General features: G+C 41.9%; 13 protein-coding genes and 1 pseudogene. 8 read left to right on the top strand and 6 right to left on the bottom strand.

Features of this window, described 5'->3' with window-relative positions; all coding sequences use genetic code 11:
• Window positions 1–162 precede the first annotated feature (162 nt).
• The 3 genes from HWQ44_RS03990 (at window position 163) to glp (ending at window position 2,674) form a co-directional block, all read left to right on the top strand.
• A complete protein-coding gene (locus HWQ44_RS03990; RefSeq protein ID WP_292715156.1) occupies window positions 163–837 on the top strand; it encodes a PEP-CTERM sorting domain-containing protein in 675 nt (224 codons plus the stop codon).
• A gap of 85 nt (window positions 838–922) precedes the next feature.
• Window positions 923–1,243 carry a hypothetical protein gene (locus HWQ44_RS03985; RefSeq protein WP_292715153.1) on the top strand — a complete coding sequence of 107 codons (321 nt, stop codon included), beginning with the start codon at window positions 923–925 and terminating at the stop codon, window positions 1,241–1,243.
• 165 nt (window positions 1,244–1,408) lie between these two features.
• Window positions 1,409–2,674 (top strand): gephyrin-like molybdotransferase Glp, encoded by a 1,266-nt coding sequence (gene glp / locus HWQ44_RS03980; protein WP_292715150.1) that lies wholly within the window; start codon window positions 1,409–1,411, stop codon window positions 2,672–2,674.
• Between the two features lie 118 nt (window positions 2,675–2,792).
• Here the strand turns inward: glp and HWQ44_RS03975 are convergent, their stop codons facing one another.
• Window positions 2,793–4,025, bottom strand: a complete 1,233-nt coding sequence (locus HWQ44_RS03975) for a cysteine desulfurase-like protein (RefSeq protein ID WP_292715147.1) — start codon at window positions 4,023–4,025, stop codon at window positions 2,793–2,795.
• A 304-nt stretch (window positions 4,026–4,329) separates the two neighbouring features.
• Here HWQ44_RS03975 and HWQ44_RS03970 point away from each other — a divergent pair, with 304 nt between their 5' ends.
• Both HWQ44_RS03970 and HWQ44_RS03965 read left to right on the top strand, forming a co-directional pair.
• Window positions 4,330–4,563 carry a DUF4327 family protein gene (locus HWQ44_RS03970; protein WP_292715144.1) on the top strand — a complete coding sequence of 78 codons (234 nt, stop codon included), beginning with the start codon at window positions 4,330–4,332 and terminating at the stop codon, window positions 4,561–4,563.
• 189 nt (window positions 4,564–4,752) lie between these two features.
• Window positions 4,753–4,957: pseudogene (locus HWQ44_RS03965) on the top strand (hypothetical protein); the annotation flags it as partial.
• Window positions 4,958–5,284: 327 nt separating this feature from the next.
• On the opposite strand, the gene HWQ44_RS03960 reads toward HWQ44_RS03965, so the two are convergent.
• From HWQ44_RS03960 to HWQ44_RS03940, 5 genes are all read right to left on the bottom strand, one after another.
• Window positions 5,285–5,839, bottom strand: a complete 555-nt coding sequence (locus tag HWQ44_RS03960) for an HdeD family acid-resistance protein (protein WP_292715141.1) — start codon at window positions 5,837–5,839, stop codon at window positions 5,285–5,287.
• Window positions 5,840–5,878: 39 nt separating this feature from the next.
• Window positions 5,879–7,153, bottom strand: a complete 1,275-nt coding sequence (locus HWQ44_RS03955) for an FAD-dependent oxidoreductase (RefSeq protein WP_292715138.1) — start codon at window positions 7,151–7,153, stop codon at window positions 5,879–5,881.
• Window positions 7,154–7,373: 220 nt separating this feature from the next.
• A complete protein-coding gene (locus HWQ44_RS03950; protein WP_292715135.1) occupies window positions 7,374–8,912 on the bottom strand; it encodes an NAD(P)/FAD-dependent oxidoreductase in 1,539 nt (512 codons plus the stop codon).
• 335 nt (window positions 8,913–9,247) lie between these two features.
• Window positions 9,248–9,601, bottom strand: a complete 354-nt coding sequence (locus HWQ44_RS03945) for a DUF5335 family protein (protein WP_292715132.1) — start codon at window positions 9,599–9,601, stop codon at window positions 9,248–9,250.
• A gap of 1,128 nt (window positions 9,602–10,729) precedes the next feature.
• Window positions 10,730–14,995, bottom strand: a complete 4,266-nt coding sequence (locus HWQ44_RS03940; protein ID WP_292715129.1) for a PAS domain S-box protein — start codon at window positions 14,993–14,995, stop codon at window positions 10,730–10,732.
• Between the two features lie 376 nt (window positions 14,996–15,371).
• Here HWQ44_RS03940 and HWQ44_RS03935 point away from each other — a divergent pair, with 376 nt between their 5' ends.
• The 3 genes from HWQ44_RS03935 (at window position 15,372) to HWQ44_RS03925 (ending at window position 17,644) form a co-directional block, all read left to right on the top strand.
• Window positions 15,372–15,545 carry a hypothetical protein gene (locus HWQ44_RS03935; protein WP_292715126.1) on the top strand — a complete coding sequence of 58 codons (174 nt, stop codon included), beginning with the start codon at window positions 15,372–15,374 and terminating at the stop codon, window positions 15,543–15,545.
• Window positions 15,546–16,926: 1,381 nt separating this feature from the next.
• Entirely contained in the window at window positions 16,927–17,310 is a 384-nt protein-coding gene (locus HWQ44_RS03930; RefSeq protein WP_292715123.1) for a nuclear transport factor 2 family protein, read from the top strand.
• A 139-nt stretch (window positions 17,311–17,449) separates the two neighbouring features.
• The gene (locus HWQ44_RS03925; RefSeq protein WP_292715120.1) at window positions 17,450–17,644 is read left to right on the top strand and encodes a hypothetical protein; all 195 of its coding nucleotides are present in this window, start codon (window positions 17,450–17,452) and stop codon (window positions 17,642–17,644) included.
• The last annotated feature ends 376 nt before the right edge of the window (window positions 17,645–18,020 follow it).

Below are 18,020 nucleotides of genomic sequence, written 5' to 3'. Positions count from 1 at the left end.
AAATAGGATTAAGCAATTATATACTTTTTATACCCTACCATTACTTAACTGGCATCTCATAGAGCAGCTGCTACACGTCATGGATGCAACATACAGTAGGGTTGTACATCTATATTGTATTGTTGTAGAAACTTCATTTTAATTAATTTGGAAGTTGTATCTATGACACATCTGTTTACCAAAACAGCTATTAGTCTGGTGACGACTACTACTTTAGCGTTAGCGATCGCCATAACCACCAACAACCTAGCTCATGCTGCTGAGTTCAACTTTAACTGGAAAGGAGACACAGGTTATTCAGCTAAAGGTTCATTTAACTACGATACAACAACTGCTCCCAGCGTCATTTCTGAAACTGGTTTGGGAGCTACGAAAAACTTGCAATCTCTCTCAATTTCTTTCTTCGATCCTTTGAGTAATCTCATCAATAGTTTCACTCCAGTGCTTAATAGCCTATCTAACTACGGCTTTTTGAGATTCAACTTTGATAGCACTACCGAGCAAATCTTTGGCCCTTTTGATGTTGGCAAGGATGATGAGTTTCCTGGCGACACATGGCTTAATAATAATCTCGCACTCATAGATGAAGGTTTTAGTGATGAGGTTCTAGCTAAAGAATTTGGTTTTAACAATAGAGATACAGTAGGCACAAAGCAAATACTAGATTTAAGCAACAATTCGGTTCAGGTATCCAAAGTCCCCGAAGGAAGTATAATTATCGGTTTACTAACAGTGTGTAGTTTGGGGTTTAGGCTCAAGCAGAAATCAATCCAAAATCCAAAATCTAAAATTGGTCAGTGTTACTTTACAGGGATACAAGAAAAGTTTAACTCTTAGAGGATGTTTGAAAAGTATTAGGCGACTGGAAGTCGCCCAGTGAGTAATAAATTAGACTTTTCAAACAACCTCTTAAGAAGTTTCTATGGAAAAAATAATTCATCCTATTAAATACAGAATTATCGAACGTAAAATTACCCCAGAAAAATCTTATTGGCATTTTCTTAAAGGTAAAATCTTTTATAACCCACTGAATCTACCAAATGAGAGTGATATAGAATTCATGTTCGGTACAACTAAAAAGAAAGTTGTTATTGAATTATTTCGGATTAATGGCGGGAAGGTAGGATACTATTTGGTAAACTTACTAGAGAAAAAATACTACTCCTGTGGTCAAGACTGGGCAAGTATCAAAGTAAAGCTAAGAGAATTAGGTATTGGTAGAGATGAGCCAAATTACTCTTAACGTAAGCGTTTAGGGGTATAGAGAAGACAAAAAACAACCTCCAAAATCAAGCAATAAAATTAAGCAGCTTTCAAAAAATCAGAATCATTAGAACAAAATGCTCTGTTGATTGAGTCCTCAGTGTTATTTTACAGGGATAAAGAATAAAAGTCGGAGGCGATTGCTATGTTATCAGTCAGCGATGCAGAAGCAATTATTTTAAATTTAGTACAACCGTTGGATGAGCGACGGGATACAGAAGTTGTAGATTTATTGACAGCAGATAGTCGCATTTTGGCAACACCTGTCACTAGTCCACTAGATTTTCCCCATTGGGATAATTCGGCAATGGATGGCTATGCAGTTCGCTACGAAGATGTACAGCACTCTAGCGCAGAACAACCGGTCATTTTGGAGATTATTGAAGATATTCCGGCTGGATATCAGTCCAAGTCTACGATTCAACCAGGGCAAGCCGCGCGGATTTTCACAGGTGCGGTGATCCCAGCAGGTGCGGATACTGTAGTTATGCAAGAGAAGACACGTCGGCAGGAAAACCGCGTATTTATCCTGGATACCCCAAAACCGCAAGAATTTGTCAGACACAAAGCATCTTTTTATCAAGCTGGAACACAACTACTACCAGCAGGAATTAAGTTAAATTCCCCAGAAATTGCCGTGTTGGCAGCAGCACAATGTCCGCAATTAAGTGTCTACCGCCGTCCACGGGTGGCAATTTTTTCCACTGGTGATGAGCTGGTGACAGTTGATCAACCGCTGCAAGCAGGGCAAATTGTGGATTCTAATCAGTATGCGATCGCAGCTTTGGTAAAAGAGAGTGGGGCAGAACCATTAATTTTAGGTATTGTGAAAGACGATCCAGCTGCTCTAGAGAAAGTCATTACCCATGCGATTGCGATCGCTGATATAATTCTCTCTTCTGGTGGTGTCTCAGTGGGAGATTATGACTATGTTGACAAAATTCTCGAATCGCTAAGAGCCAAAATTCACATTCGGGCTGTGGAAATGAGGCCAGGAAAACCCCTCACCGTCGCCACTTTCCCCAGTAGAGACGCGATTAATCGCGTCTCTACAAACTCCCCACTTTATTTTGGTTTACCAGGAAACCCTGCGGCGGTGCTGGTGACATTTTGGCGGTTTGTACTACCAGCAATCAAGAAACTTTCGGGAATTACTGAAGGTTGGGAACCAGTATTTTTGAAAGTGCGATCGCATGATGAATTGCGATCGGATGGTAAGCGTGAAACTTACCTTTGGGGTAAATTGCATTTAATTGATGGGATTTACGAATTTCACAAAGCTGGTGGGAGTCACAGTTCTGGAAATTTAATTAATTTAGCTCAAACCAATGCTTTAGCTGTTCTCCCGATGGGTAAAACATTAATTTCGCCACAAGAACAAGTACAAGTTTTGCAGCTTGTGAATGAGTAATGGGGACTAGGGAAGAAGCAAGGGAGCAGGGAGGAAGGGAGCAGGGAGGAAGGGAGAAAGTTTTTCCCGCCCCCTGCACCCCGCCCCTCTGCCTCTTTTCAATGCCCAATGCCCAATCTTAAAATACCTGCTCAAAAGCCTCAATCAAGTTGTTAACTTCCTCAAAGGTGTTGTAATGTACCATACTCACCCGGACTATTCCACCTTGCGATGCTAACCCCAGGTATTCAATGAGCCGTTTAGCATAAAAGTCCCCATAGCGAATCCCAATATAATGTTGGTCAATTTTTGCCGGAATAATTGAGCTATTCATTCCATCTACTACAAAAGATATAGTTGGCACACGGGATTGACGATCAGCCTTGGATTGACCAATCACTCGCACATTAGACTTATTGTTGAGGTAATTTAGGAGGCGATCGCTAATTTTTTCTTCATGTATGCTAATTAAATCAAACGCTTGCACCATTTGATTTCTCAAATCAGGTGCAGCTTCATTGCCGTAGTGCAGTTGTGCTAATTCACTTAAATAATCACATAAACCTAACATTCCATAACTTAATTCAAAATTGACATTCCCTAACTGAAATTTATAAGGTATATCTGTCTGTTCAATAAAATAATGATTAAGACCAGGCAATCTTAATAAATGTTCTTCTTTACCATAAAGTAAGGCATGATGTGGCCCATAAACTTTATAACAACTCAAAGCATAGAAATCAACATCCAAATCTTGAACATCAACTAATCTGTGGGGTGCATAAGCTACACCATCCACACAAATCATCGCGTTGCGATCGTGTACAAATGCAGCAATTTCTTTGATCGGGTTGATAGTTCCCAGAACATTAGAAGCATGAGTCAAGGCTACTAGTTTGGTACGCTGACTCATCAATGGTTCTAAATCTGCTAAATTAAGTTCCCAGGTATCTGAACGAATTTGCCATACTTTAACCTTTATTCCTTGTTTTTCAAGAGCAACCCAAGCACCAATATTGGCCTCGTGGTCACAATTAGTAACAATAATTTCATCACCAGGTATGAAGGTTTGACCTAGACAAATTGAGAGAACTTTCAACATCATTGTAGTAGATGGGCCCATGACCACTTCTTTAGAAGAATTGGCATTAATGAAAGTAGTCATTCCTCTAGTTGCTAGAGCCAATCTTTCTCCTGCAAGTTGAGAAACCGCGTAAGAAGCTCCCAACTGGACATCAGAACTTAGGAGAAATTCGCTAATTCTATCTACTACTTTCTTCAGGGTTTGTGACCCGCCAGCATTATCAAAGAAAGTCCATTCGCTCGCTAGAGCAGGAAAATATTGGCGAACTTTATCAAGATTCAGGAGCATAATGAGTCCTCTAGAGAATGTTCTTTACCCTAGCCTACCTTTTGGCAAGTCGCCTAGAGAGCATCTACATCCTCTTTTGGAGTTTACAGCTTGTTGTGCCAGCCTTCTTACTCTGTAAGAATCTATCTAGAGGGGGTATACTTGGGGCCCAAAGAGTATCTTACTGACATATCTAACTTTCAGCAAGGATTAATGTCTTGATTCTTCACAATTCTCGCCAATTTTATTTGATAAGTTTAAGGGAGAGTCAAAGCAACTATTGTTTTGATGCTTAATTCCTTGATTGAAAACAAAGGAACGACCTATGAACACTACCGTTAAATACGACATCGAGGTTATCAAGGAAGAAGCACTTCAACTTGTTAAAAAGGGACTTCTTAACCGTCAGCACCCAATTTATACCCTCTGTAAATATATTCCTCATCGTGAATGGGTTAATTTTGAACTGGAGTTAGAAAAAAATGAATTTCTACTCAGAGATAGAATTATCGACCTACTGAATCACGAATCGTGGGAAGACGATTGCGGCTGTATTTAGAAGTTAAACCTCATTAGCAGCATTCCAATAAAATAAAAATTACAAATTCATTTTTCAGCATTAAAAACCTTGGAATTAAGTCGGGGGTTATAACAATACCTTCACCAAAACAAGAGTATGAAAAGAGAGGGCGCTCAGTAGTAGAGTTGTTGTCTTCCCAAACGACAACTTAAAAACTACAATTCGCCCATGTCCGACATCCTATCACTCTTACAATGCCTGCTACCGCAGATAAACGCTACAACAATGCGGCAGTTGAACCAAATAATCTTGGCTATGTTAGCAATGAGCGGCCGAGTCACAATGCCCTTGAATATCACGTTGGGTAGGGATTGGTGGTAGCTATCGGACAATGCCCTTGGTTCTTTCATACAGTAATATCTTGAGCTACAGCCTAAATAGATTGTTTTTTATAAGTATGTTGTAGATGAAGCCACATAGAAATTCCCCTAAAAATTAATATGAGCAAGCTGAGAGCATTTAGAAAGGGATAAATGACTTTTAAATTAAGTTTGAAAAGTATTGGCGATTGGAAATCGCTACTACACAAACAAAGTCCACCTCCGTGGACTAATACAAAATCAAGAGTTTGTAACCTGTAGAGGCAGGTTTTGCCTGTGTAGCTGCAATTTCCAATCGCTGAGGCAAGTAATAAATTAGACTTTTCAAACAACCTCTTAGACAGCTATCGACAGAATGATTTTGTCTAGCATCTGCTTTTCTACTGTAAAGCGCGGCGCTGTCCAGAATGCAGAGTCAGCATCCAAACTCCATCGAACAAAAGATTGATTCCAATAAAAGTGCCAATCAGCCAAACTGCGTTAAATGGAAAGTTAGACCAAATGAAAATACCAAAAATAATGCCGATGATTCCGCTTACAAGCATTAATCCCCAGTTAGATGAAATCCGACGCATTTGAAATGCGATCGCTACTTGAATGATGCCTTGCACAAAAATGGTAATACCCAACACCAATGTCAGGGCAAGCACCCCTTCAAACGGATTTACCACCACGAGAATTCCAGATAAGAGATACAAAAGACCTAGAATCAGCTTCCCGACAACTTTACCTGCACCTTTTGATTGAAAGGCATAAACAATTTGAGTAATTCCAGCAAAGATGAATATCCAGCCAAACAGTAAGGTTGAAGCAACGCTGGCAAAGAAAGGAAATGCAATCGCAATGATGCCCAACACGATCATGAGAATAGCGATCGCGGTTGTCCATCTAGAACTAACAACTTGCTCATCAGTTTCCGGCTCAATAACTCTCATGCTGATCTCCTTTTAAATTTATATAAAAAATTTGATGGATCAATGTTGTACAAATTGTGCTATCGATTTACGATTTGTGATATCAATCGAGCCTTGGCTTAACCCAACTAGTTGAGCGACTCGAAAGGCAGAAGCGATCGCTCCTTCATGCAAGCCATCACCAAGATAGGCTCCTGCATGGTAGGTGTTGTTCTCGCCATTAGTGGCAATTACTTCATCTCGATATTGAAAAGATTCGGTGGTATATAACGGAGTGTGATGTTTTTGAATGTGAATAATGCGATCGCTAGCAATCAACTCCTCTAGTTGGAACGAGAGAAAATAATTTGGTGGCGATGAGATGCCACAAATCTGATTCAGGCAACTGTTATAACCCCATCGGCTTTTTGCCTGAAAAAAATCAAATTCTGAGGGTTGTTTAATGCCATAGCGGTTGTATATGGAACTATCTGTATGCAGTAAAGTAGTCGCATAATTGGCTTTCCAGGCAGAAAACCGTTTGATTTCGGCATCGGTTGGATCTGCTAACAGCGCCATCACTTGGTCGGGTGGCGTAGCAAACACGACTTTATCAAACTGCTGAATTTCACCCGTCCTTCGCACAATTTTCACAGCATCCGAGGTTCTGAAAATTCGGTCAATCTCTACATTCAGCAAAACCTCACCCTGGAATCGCGCCAGAATTTTTTCAATGTAAGAATACACACCGCCTTTAACCCTGAGCCAATGGACTGCGACATCGTTGCGTAAGACAGGCATTGCCAATTCTGCCGGAAAATCATCAATCAGTTCCAATGGCATCGAATAGCTATACATGATTAGCAATTTTAGCCAAGTATTGCTAGTAAAGGCGCGTTTCAAGTATTGCGACAAAGGCTGATTGTAGAAATCTTGCAGGTGAGCAAATCGTATTCTTAGCCATAATCCAGCAGAACGGGCATAGAGGGTATCGAGGCGTAAATATTCAATCAGGCGGTGAATACCTGTGAAGTTGTTCTGGATCGTGACTCCCGATAGAAAGTGGCTGCCATTTCTGAAAAACATCGCTGAACCCATATTTACAGGTTCTAGTTCCACCCCTAACTCTTCCATGAGGGCGATGAAGTTGTGAAACACAGTCGGAAATTCCAGTACTCCATTTTCCAAAATTTCCTGACAATCGGCTTGGTTCGGTTTCACATTCTTGTTCAGCGTCCGAATATGTCCACCTAAAGTAGATTGCCGTTCAAACACAGTGACATGATGCCCCTGCTTATCGAGTAGGTAAGCTGTTACCATGCCACTGGCTCCCCCCCCAACGATCGCAATTCTCATGATTTACCTCTCAATTAAAATAATTCGTAATTCGTAATGACGCTCGCAGACTCGCTAACGCTGCGCTAACGTAATTAAGTTTTGTAGCGGGTTCTAAATCCCCGTTGCAAAACTTTCTGCTTGTTAGTTGCTATGAAACTTAAACCCTCAGAGTTGGTCAACATAATTCGTAATTCGTAGTTACAATTCAGTGGGGACTTGAACCCTCTTTAATTACGAATTACGAATTAGTAATTATTTGGTCGCCTGATAACCGTTGATACAGCAGTGCGCCTGTCCAAAAAGTAGCAGCAAAGCCCGGATAGCCAGATGAGGCATTGCAGAAATAGAAATGCTTCAGTGAGGTTTCGTGATTCAGTCGCCCCATACCCATATTGCGCGGTGTCAGACTGGAACCGTAGGAATTTCCATTGGGACACCAGCAAAAACGCTCATTGGTAGTAGGACTACCTGTGATATGGAAGACCATGTATTTTCTAAAGTTCGGTACATAGTTTTTTTCCACAACATCGAGGATGGAGTCTAAGATTTCTTGCTTTTTCTGGTTATAAGCTTTGCGGTCATTATCTCGTAATTCCTGGAAGTATTTGTAATTGGCAACGGTGAGGAATTCCACAATCTGGCAGTCTTCTGGGCAATCCCGACTCGCTTTAGTTAATAAAGTGGGCGTTGTGATGGCAAAACTAGGATTAGAAAAGTCATTGCGATCGTACATCTGCGCGAATGCTTCATTTAAATCGTGATGCCCTGTATGAAAGAGATTCCACTTGCCAAATCCATATTCTCGGAGGTCGATATCTTTGACGACGCAATAAGCCATGTAGTTAGAGGCCGAATACTCATAGTTGAGTTTTCGACGCACACTTTTAGAAAACTGCGATTCCCCGATCATCTTGGCGGCTTTTTTGGGGTCAATATTGCAAATTACGGTGTCGCCTGTAAATTCATGGGTTTGATGGGTGGTGAGATCCATCGCCTGAACTCCCGTAACCGTTCTGTCTGTGACTCTAAAATTCGTAACTTCATGGTTGAGCAATACCTGTCCCCGATGTGATTCGATGACATTGACCAACGAATTAATCACATGTTCAAAATGGTGGGTTGGGTAAAATGCGCCCGCTTGATAGCCTCGGAACAATATAACCCAAGCATAGAAGGAGAGTTGATTGGGAGGCAGCAAAAAATCAGGCCATTGCAGGGCTAATAAAGTTTGAGCAGCTTGGGGTAGTTGGAACTTGTCAAAGACATCCTGAAGTGTGCTGTTGAGATACTGGACAGTAGAGAATACCTCATTTGGATGTTTGAGCAGTTCAATTGGCTTGATCGGTGGAGAGAGTCTTTTCAAGCCTGTACCAGTCTTTTCCACTTCGTTGACGAATTGGCAAATGCGATCGCCATAAGCAGGAAACATCTTAGACAATCGCTGGATTAGTTCTTCTGGCTCCGAGGGAATATCCAATGCATTTTCTGGCATTCGCATGTGATCAAAGCCTTCCGAGTCATAACGTTCAAAAGTTACTTCTCGCTCTAATCCTAATTTTTTGAGTACCCGATTGACGGTTTGCCCTTCACCGCAGTCCCAGACATAATGAAATTGAGCGTTAAACGTATACTTTTTAGCCATTGTAAACGTATGCCCAAAACCTCCGGGATGCTCATGGGCTTCGAGAATTTGCACAGTCTTACCAGAGTTGGCCATCAAAGCGCCAAAGACTAATGCTGATAAACCACTACCGACAATCAGGTAATCCGGTTTCATGAGAGAGTTCCTCGAACAATAAAAATCTGAGTTCTATCCCGTTGAAACGCCCGTTAGGGAATAGCCATCTGTAGGGTTCCCGGCTCTATGCATAATTCTGCCCAGGAGGAGCTTTGCTTCTAGGATAAAAATATTTCCGCTAAGGGAGTCCGCCGTCGCGAATCATGAAGGCGGCGGCTACCAAAGAGCCAATACCACACCTAACAAATAGGTATTAGATTCTTTACCCATATCAACTAAGTTTCTGTAAAGTTTGGTTTAATAGTGTTTTACGTTTTTTGTGAATCTAAATCTAAAGTTCTTGACGTGTCGGACAAATGAGCATTTCATTCACATCAACTAGCTTGTAGCTGGATCAACGTTTTTGTACCAGTAGCGTCACTAATCCAAACCGCTATCATCACACCGTTTGAGTTCTGTCCAGTTAAAACTTCAGTTGGTGAATCGATTGTGTGAGCGTAAGTCACTTCATCTCGACCTACTTCAATTACCAAATCATCTCCCTTGCCGGGGCGATCGTAAACCATTGCCATCAAAGGTGCGTTCTGAATCAGTTCTTCGTCACCGAGTTCTGAATCGATGATTTCTATTGAAATATGCCGTCCACGATTACCACTTGAAAACTGATCAAAAAATTCACCCCATCGCTCACGCGGCACAGATTTGTTGATGTCAATTTTACTTACCATGATGATTCCTTTAAATGTTGCTCTACTATGTTAAATTTCTTAAATCTGGCTATATTATTGTCAAGTTAAGATTGAATCTCAGCTTGAGTTTGTTTTGCCGCACATTTAATGTTTACAAGTTTTGATCAACATAACCTCTACCTTTGGAACGGTTTAGTATAAGTTATACAAGTCACACATTATGTCAATTAGGTTAAAAAATATTTTCTATTGCAATCAATTCCTACTTGCTGCTTTTAGCAAGACTTTTTGCACTAAAATTATGTAATTATATTATTGCAATATTCTGTAGCTATGCCAAACTGTGAATAAAGCGTATTTCAACGGATTATCTTTAGCGATCGCTTGATTTCTTTCAATACCCAAAGTAAAAAGGTGAGATTTTTTGAATCAAGCAAATAACCCTAGAAATCAAACATCACCTTGTCATAGTGTAATAGTAGGCCATTAAATAAACGTGAGTTCGATGAGTGATATAGTGTCCATCTAAATTAGAGGTAAGAAAAGACCCCTCCCTGGTTTGATATCGTGTCCGGTTCAAGACTTATCATTAAGACGGCAGCAGGGGGCTGGGGGCTGGGGGCTGGGGAGCTGGGGGCTGGGGAGCTGGGGGCTGGGGAGCAGGGGAGCTGGGGAGCAGGGGGAAAGAGAGTTTCCTGGTTTTTGCACAGATGCGGGAATTATAACTAATTAGGCGCACATGATATAACTACGCAAAACCGTCCCTCTCCGAGTCGGAGAGGGACAGACTTGAACTTTAGTTCAAGGCAGGGAGAGGTTTATCGAACTCACGTTAAATAAAGCTCTGATTATTAAGAAAAATAAAGCGCATGTTGAAGAAAATTTCTGTTAGCGTAGGCATTCTGGCTCCTGACACTTGAATTCTTTCTTCTTAGAGCATCTAGAAATACCTCCAGATCACAATCTCGCACCAAGGACGCTACGTTTAGAGGATGTTTGGAAAGTTTTTTTGGTAACATTTAAGCCTCGAAAAGCTAACCCCCCAGCCCCCATACCCTTGTAGAGAAGGGGGGTTTCAAAGCCTATCGACCTTTCGGGGAGAGGAATGGAAGTGGGGTTTTGAGTATACTTTACAACTTCCTTGTCTCGCTTGTCCCTTTGTCTTTACTAGCCTCTAAATAGGTGGTGTAAACTGCTCAATAATTCTTTGGCCGTGTAGGGTTTTGATAAAAATGCTTGCACATTAGCATCAGCAGCTTGAGTAAACACCTCCATTGAGTTCAGCCCACTACAGGCAATAATTTGAACTTGCTTGTTCATTTTTTGCAAGGTGCGAATAGCTGTGATTCCGTCCATCTCCGGCATCATGATATCCATCAATACAGCATTAATTTGATGCTTGTGTTGGGCATAAAGTGCGATCGCCTCTATGCCATTACTGGCAGTAAGGATATTATAGTTATGGTTTTCTAGGATAATTGTGGCAATCTCCCGAATTTGGGCTTCATCATCTACAACTAAAATCAATTCTCCCTGTCCTGGGAGCAGATCCAGTTCTTCTATCTTGAACACTTGGGGTGCTTCCACTGCTGGTAAAAATAGGTCAAATTTGCTGCCTTTACCAACATTGCTAGACACTTTGATAAAACCGTTATGGCTTCTGATGATGCCCAGGACTGTTGAAAGTCCCAGTCCGGTACCTGTGTTAACCTCTTTTGTCGTAAAAAATGGCTCAAAAATTCTATCTAATATTTCTGGCGGTATGCCAATTCCGTTATCCACAATGGTAATCACAATATAATGCCCAACTTGGGCATCGAGATTCATTCTGGTATAAGCTTCATCAATAAACTTATTTTCCGCAGAAATTTTGATATTACCGCCATCGGGCAAAGCATCGCGAGCATTTACTACCAGATTCATCAGCACTTGATGCAGTTGTGTGGTGTCTCCAGCGATCGCCCAAATGTCTTCTGGAATAACTGTGGAAAATTCAATAGATTTGGGAAATGTCTGTTGAGCAATTTGGATAATTTCTGAAATTAGGTACTCAACTTGGATAATTGTTCGCTCTCCTTTAAATCCTCGTGCAAAGGACAAGACTTGCTTAACTAAAGCCGCTCCACGTTTGGCATTGCTTTCTAAGAGTGCCAACAGTTGTCCAGAACGCTCCTCGTCTTGGAAAAATTTTCCCTGTACCAATTGAGCAGCTGCTAAAATTGGTGTCAATATATTGTTCAAGTCGTGGGCAATACCACCTGCAAGGGTACCAAGGCTTTCTAATCGCTGGGTGCGAAAAAACTGCTCTTCAAGTTGTTTCTTTTCGGTGATGTCAGTGTCAACAGTCAGAATAGATTTGGGTTCTCCTTCAGGATCGCGCATCAATGTCCAGCGGCTTGCCACAACAATTTTCTTACCTGATTTCGTAACTTTATGTAGCTCACCTTGCCACAAGCCACGCTCAATTACGCTTTTTAGTGGTTCTTCCAGTTGCAGCTGAGTTTCTGCTGGGTACAAAATCTCATAGAGGTCTTGTCCTATAACCTCTGTAGAGAGCCAACCGTACATCCGCTCTGCACCTTTATTCCAGAATAAGATTTGAGACTGGAAATCTTGAACTAAGATGGCGTCGGTGGCGATATCAAGTAGAGCAGCTTGTTCGGAAATTTTTTGTTCTGCCAGCTTGCGCTCAGTGACATCCCGATTTGTGCCGATTATTCGGATTGGCTGGCCAATTTCGTTATAGTAGACCTGACCTTTGCAGTTTAACCAGTGTAAGCTGCCGTCGGGCCAGATGACTCGATACTCTGTAGATCCCTTTCCTACTTCAATCATCTGAACTATATTCGCAGCTACAGATTCGCGGTCTTCTGGATGGATTAAATTGAGATACTCTTCAATGGTTGGACATAAGGTGTTACTCGGCAGACCATAAAGTGGCCCCATATTGGTAGACCAAACACAAGTATTGCCGATCAAGTCCCGATCCCATATACCTATTTGAACAGCTTCGGTAGCTAAACTCAATCGCGCTTCGCTTTCCCGCAGTGACTCTTCGGCCAGTTTGCGTTCGGTGATGTCTTCAGCGATGCCAGCATAGTACTGAACTGTTCCTTGGTGATCATAGACAGCAAAACCCCGATCCCAGATCCAGCGCACCGATCCATCAGGTCGCAAAATTCGATATTCTGCTGAAACTGCCTCACTACTAAGCTGTTGCTTTGCTTCAATAGTTATGCGATCGCGATCGTCTGGATGAAGGCTGTCTATCCAGAACTCAGGCTGCTCTAATAGACTTTGGCAAGAGCGACCCCAAATTTTTTCATAAGCAGGACTAACGTACAAGGTTCGGAATGTATCTAGGCTGGCAATCCAGATGACTGCGTGGGTATTTTCGGCAAAAGTGCGAAATTTCTCCTCGCTCTGGCGCAGTGACTCTTCTGCTAGTTTGCGCTCGGTGATATCTTCGGCAATGCAACCATAGTAGTCAACTTCTCCTTGGTGATCATAGACAGCAAAGCCCCGATTCCAAATCCAGCGCTCCGATCCATCAGGTTGCAAAATCCGATATTCTGCTGAACTAGATTGACTACCACTAAGCAGTTGCTCTACTGATTGGGTGGCGCTAACGCGATCATCTGGATGAATTGCGTCTAGCCAAGAGTTTGGCTGGTCGTAAAGACTTTGGCAAGAGCGGCCCCAAATAGTCTCATAAGCAGGACTAATGTACAAGGGATGAAATGAATCTGGGCTAGCAATACTGATGATGGCGTGGGTGTTTTCGGCAAAAGTGCGAAATTTCTCCTCGCTTTGGCGCAGTGCAATTTCTGCAAGTTGACGTTCGTGTAGTGCAGCTTGCTGTTCGGTAATATCTCTACCTACGCCTTGGATTTCAACAATCTCTCCTTTGCGATCGTGAATTGCGATCGCATTCCATTGAAACCAGCGGATACCATTGACTGTGAACGCACGTCGTTCAGAATTAGTCAAGGGATGGAATGAAGATCCTAAAGCTGCGATATTTTCCATCACTTGAGGCAAGTCATCTGGATGAAGAAACTGGAAAAATGACTGACCACGAAACTCATCTTCTTTCCAGCCGAAGGTTTGACAAGCAGCCACATTGGCAAAGGTAATCTGCCCTTGCAAATCAATGCGGATAATTATGTCAGTTTGGCTTTCCACGAGTTGGCGATAGAGGTTTTCGCTCTGCCGTAATGCAACTTCTGCGCGTTGGCGTTCGGTAATTTCTTGTTGCAATAGGACGTTGGACATGACAAGTTCTGCTGTCCGTTTTGCTACTCGTTTTTCTAATTCCTCGTTAGCTTGGCGCAGTGATTCCTTTGCCTGTTGGCGCTCGGTAATATTGCAGATTAGCCAGCGCCAACCAACTTGCTTCCCCTCTGAATCGTACATAGCAGCGGCTCTAATGCTAGCCGGGAAAATTCTACCTCCCCGTGGTTTTAGGTAAACTTCCCACTCCTGTATCGGTTGCCAATTATTCAGTCGGGTAGTAAAAGTCTGGTGGTCTTGGCGAGCAATAAATAAAATTAATGGTTTGTTTACCAAATATTTTTGGCGGACAGCTAGCAAGGTTGCTGCTGCTCGATTAGCCTCTTGGATAATCCCTGCGGCATCAGTTACCAAGTAACCATCTGGAGCAAACTCAAACAAATCCTGGTAACGCTGGCGCTCCAATTCTACAAGCGCACGGGCAACCGCCAACTCTTCGTTTTGTTCACGCAGTTCTTCTTCCACTACCCGGAGTTCTTCGAGGGTGTGCTGAAGTTCCTGATTAACTTGCATGATTTTAGCCGATTGTGCCTCAACCCATAGTTTTAAGTTATTTTGAGTTTGGCGGCGGACTTGCTCTATCTCAATTGGCTGATTAACTCGGCTGAATTCATCTGTGGGTTTTTGGAAATATTGCTGTAAGCCGTCAACAATCCCAACCATTTTGATCAGGTCAAAGGCTTGTAGTAAGCTAGTCTCAGTGATGATTCCTACCACTTGCCCGCGATCGTTCAAAACGGGCAAATAGTGAGTCTGATGTTGACGCAATAACGATAAAGCAGTAAAAATATCCTGAGAATCTGATTGTCTAAGGGTAACTACTGGCTGCGTCATCACTTCAACCATTGTCACCGTGGATAAGTCGATTCCCGAAGCTATAAGTCTAAATACATCTTCTCCAGTAAAAATACCTAATAAATGCGCTCCCTCCAGAACCAAGACACAATCAGTTAATCTTTGATTTTCAGGGTTTAAATCCAATGAATAATTTAAGTTAGTAGGTGCATAATTACTACATCTTTCCTGACTCATCAAGACAATAGCTTCGACGACAAAACTATCAGGGCTAATCGTTAATGGAGAACGATTAATAACATGATTTAAGTTAGGTAAGTTAATCAGTTGATCGTTGAATCGCATGGTTAATTTGTCAATTCTAATGATCTTTTAGATATCAGAACGAACTAGCAGAAGCTAGCGTCAGGTAAAGGAAGTAAAGTGTTGAAAATCAGGAATTATTCGGCTCTAATAGAGAATCACTCAATTATATTGATAAATCTGCCCTGCAAATATTACAAGACTAAATACAGGAGACATAGTGCAAGTTAGTAACTAAACCAGGAAGTAGATAGAATTTTAGAGTCGCCAAACTCATTCTATTGTCAAATTAGGGATAGATGATCTGTTATCTCAAGAGATTACCTGAATTGATAGTCTTGGTAGTCTTGGTAGTCTTGTTAGTTATAAGAGAAGGTAGGGGGCAGTTATTGCTGGAGGCGGGAGGAAAGAATTATGAATGAAAACTTTAATTCTGGCTATAAAACCCAGTTTAAAAAGAAGAATTGTCTCTCCTAGAGTGCAGCGAGATACACTCGTAGCCAGTGTGGTTTTCTTAGTGCAGCTAAACCAAGTCCGCGTACACAATACAAACAAGCTACTCGCAGCATCTCGTAAAGAGCGCCGCGCCTAGGATGCACGTCTACAGCCTAAGTCTCACGCTTTTAAACGTGGGTTACTCCAGCCAGAACTCCCTTCTGAAACGAAATTATCTTCAGATAATTTGAGGATATTGTGAAGAGATAGCTAAATAAGCCTGAGAGGATGTTTGAAAAGTTTTTTTGGTAACAAGCCTCGAAAACCTAACCCCCCAGCCCCCCTTCCCTACAAAGGAATGGGGGTTTCAAAGCCTCTTGACCTTTCGGGGAGAGGAATGGAAGCGGGGTTTTGAGTATACTTTACAACTTTTCAAACGACCTCTGAGAGCATTACTTAAGAAATATGTATAAGTTTTACAAGTTTATTAAGTATTTTAACTTTCCTCATAAGTTCCTCATATTCAAAGACTATAGTCAAAATATAGACAGTTTGTTTTAAATATCTACGGGCTTCTCAACTGGCTGCCCTAATTTGCAATAACACTTTTATTAACAGGATTTGAGAAAAATATGAATTACTGTCTTTGCTGTTCAAGTGTACTTTTACAACATATACGCGGTGCAGAAACTTACTGGTTTTGTCGCCACTGCTGGCAGGAGATGCCTGTTTATAATAGGAATGAATCCACTTCATTCGCTGATACTGTCATAGGAAAACTACCTAGAAAGCTTCAAAAAGAAAAACGTAAAAATAATCCTGTTCACGTAAGCCAATGGCAATCTATCACTGAATGGATAGGGCTAGAAGAGTTGTCTACCTAATACCAATTGACTAGAATAGGTTAGTATAATTATTTTCTCTTTACTTCAGTAATAAATTGCCATAAAATGGGAGGCTGTAGCTGACTCATAATGTATTAACTGATACAAATAGAGAGAAAATAGGGAATTTTCTAAACCCACAGTCAAGACGCGGGGTTCCCTCTGAGGTTAGCCTTATATGTACACACAAGTCTTAAAAACCTGGTACACCGTGCAGAAGTTGCCTACCTTTAATAAGTTGCTCAAGTAACTTGTCTGGTTAATTGAGATGGTAGCTAATAATCATTCAAATTGCATCTCGCGTCTCCCGCAACTCCCGCGTAAGAGCATCTTTCTGAGGCTAACGGTTTTGGTATTGGCGCGCGAGTAGCAACGGAACAGAAAACCGGGATAAGAAAATAAACTCAAGAAAATTGCTAAAACCCAAGCCATTAGTATATTTGTTCGTATCGGTGTCGAACACCTACCGCTTCAAAGATACAAAGGTGGAGACTATATATAAAACAACCTTCCTTACAATAGAAGAATTAAAAACGGTAAATCCTCAAAATAAACCTGACATCAGGCATGATAGTGTCGATAAAAAAAAGCTTCAGCTAAACTCTGTACAATAAATTATTAGTCCTTACTGCATCTGGTTCACCATACCAATAAATGTCAGATCAACCTGCACTCCTAATCGAACTGCTCCGTGCGGCGTACGCAGCCTTCAACGCGCGAGACATTGACGCTGCCCTTGCCCTCATGACTCCGGATGTGGCTTGGCCGAAAGCGTTCAAAGGCGGTTTTGTCCGTGGAACTGAAGAAGTTCGCGCTTACTGGACGGAGCAATGGAGCGAGATCAATCCGCACGTCGAGCCGGTTTCCTTTTACTCGGAGGAGTCCGGGCGCATTTTGGTCGATGTGCATCAGGTCGTGCGTGACAAGGCTTACGCAGTTCTTGCCGATGAGCATGTGGGCCATCGATTCACCCTTGAACACGGCTTGATTCAAGCTATGGAAGTCTGTCCACTTCCATCGTCCACCCCAAAGGCCTAACCACGCGCTTCGGCGGGCGGCCTTCTTCTGTATCCGGGAGGGTGAAGTAAGCATCCGTAGAGAAAGTTACGCGCTTGGATTTGATGAGCCGCTTTTAACCCAAGCGATCGCATCTACCGAACTGATACCGAGAGTTGCGATGTCTGCGACGGGCTACGCCTACGCCAAACCTGTTTGGGCAGCTATTTTAGCGTTGTTTTTGGGTGGAGCTTTTTTTGTGTGGATTAATCAGCTTCTCAAATTAAGCAAAAATCGACTGCGTGGCGTTGATCATAATAGTGTTGAGCTGTTACGTATACAATTTGCATTATCAGGGCGGGCAAGATGCCATTAGTGTCAACTTAAGGTTAAAACCTATTTGTCAACGATAGGTTTTGTTAGGAACGAAGTATAAAGGTGAACTTTTTTCTGACTTTTATACGCAAGCTGGGAGTGATGCTAATAAACAAAGCATTAATAGTCCATGAAAAAGTTCGTTTTTTGTCCCTTTCAAACCGAATTTTTAAGCCTAAATGCTTATTGACATAGGAAGTTTGAGCTTAACTTGACACCAATGGCAAGATGCCCACGCCACAATCATATTGGAAAAATATTAGTGCAAATTAAAGGCGCAACAGCTTAGTTGGGTGATTTTTTTGAGCATTGCTATTGACTTAACGTGAGTTCGACGGATAGAAAACGGCAAAAAGCTTGCTAGATATGAAACATGA

Source organism: Nostoc sp. JL34 (assembly GCF_017114945.1).
Lineage (GTDB): Bacteria > Cyanobacteriota > Cyanobacteriia > Cyanobacteriales > Nostocaceae > Nostoc.
Note: the sequence above shows the minus strand (reverse complement) of the source record. Positions and strands in the feature narration are given on the sequence as shown.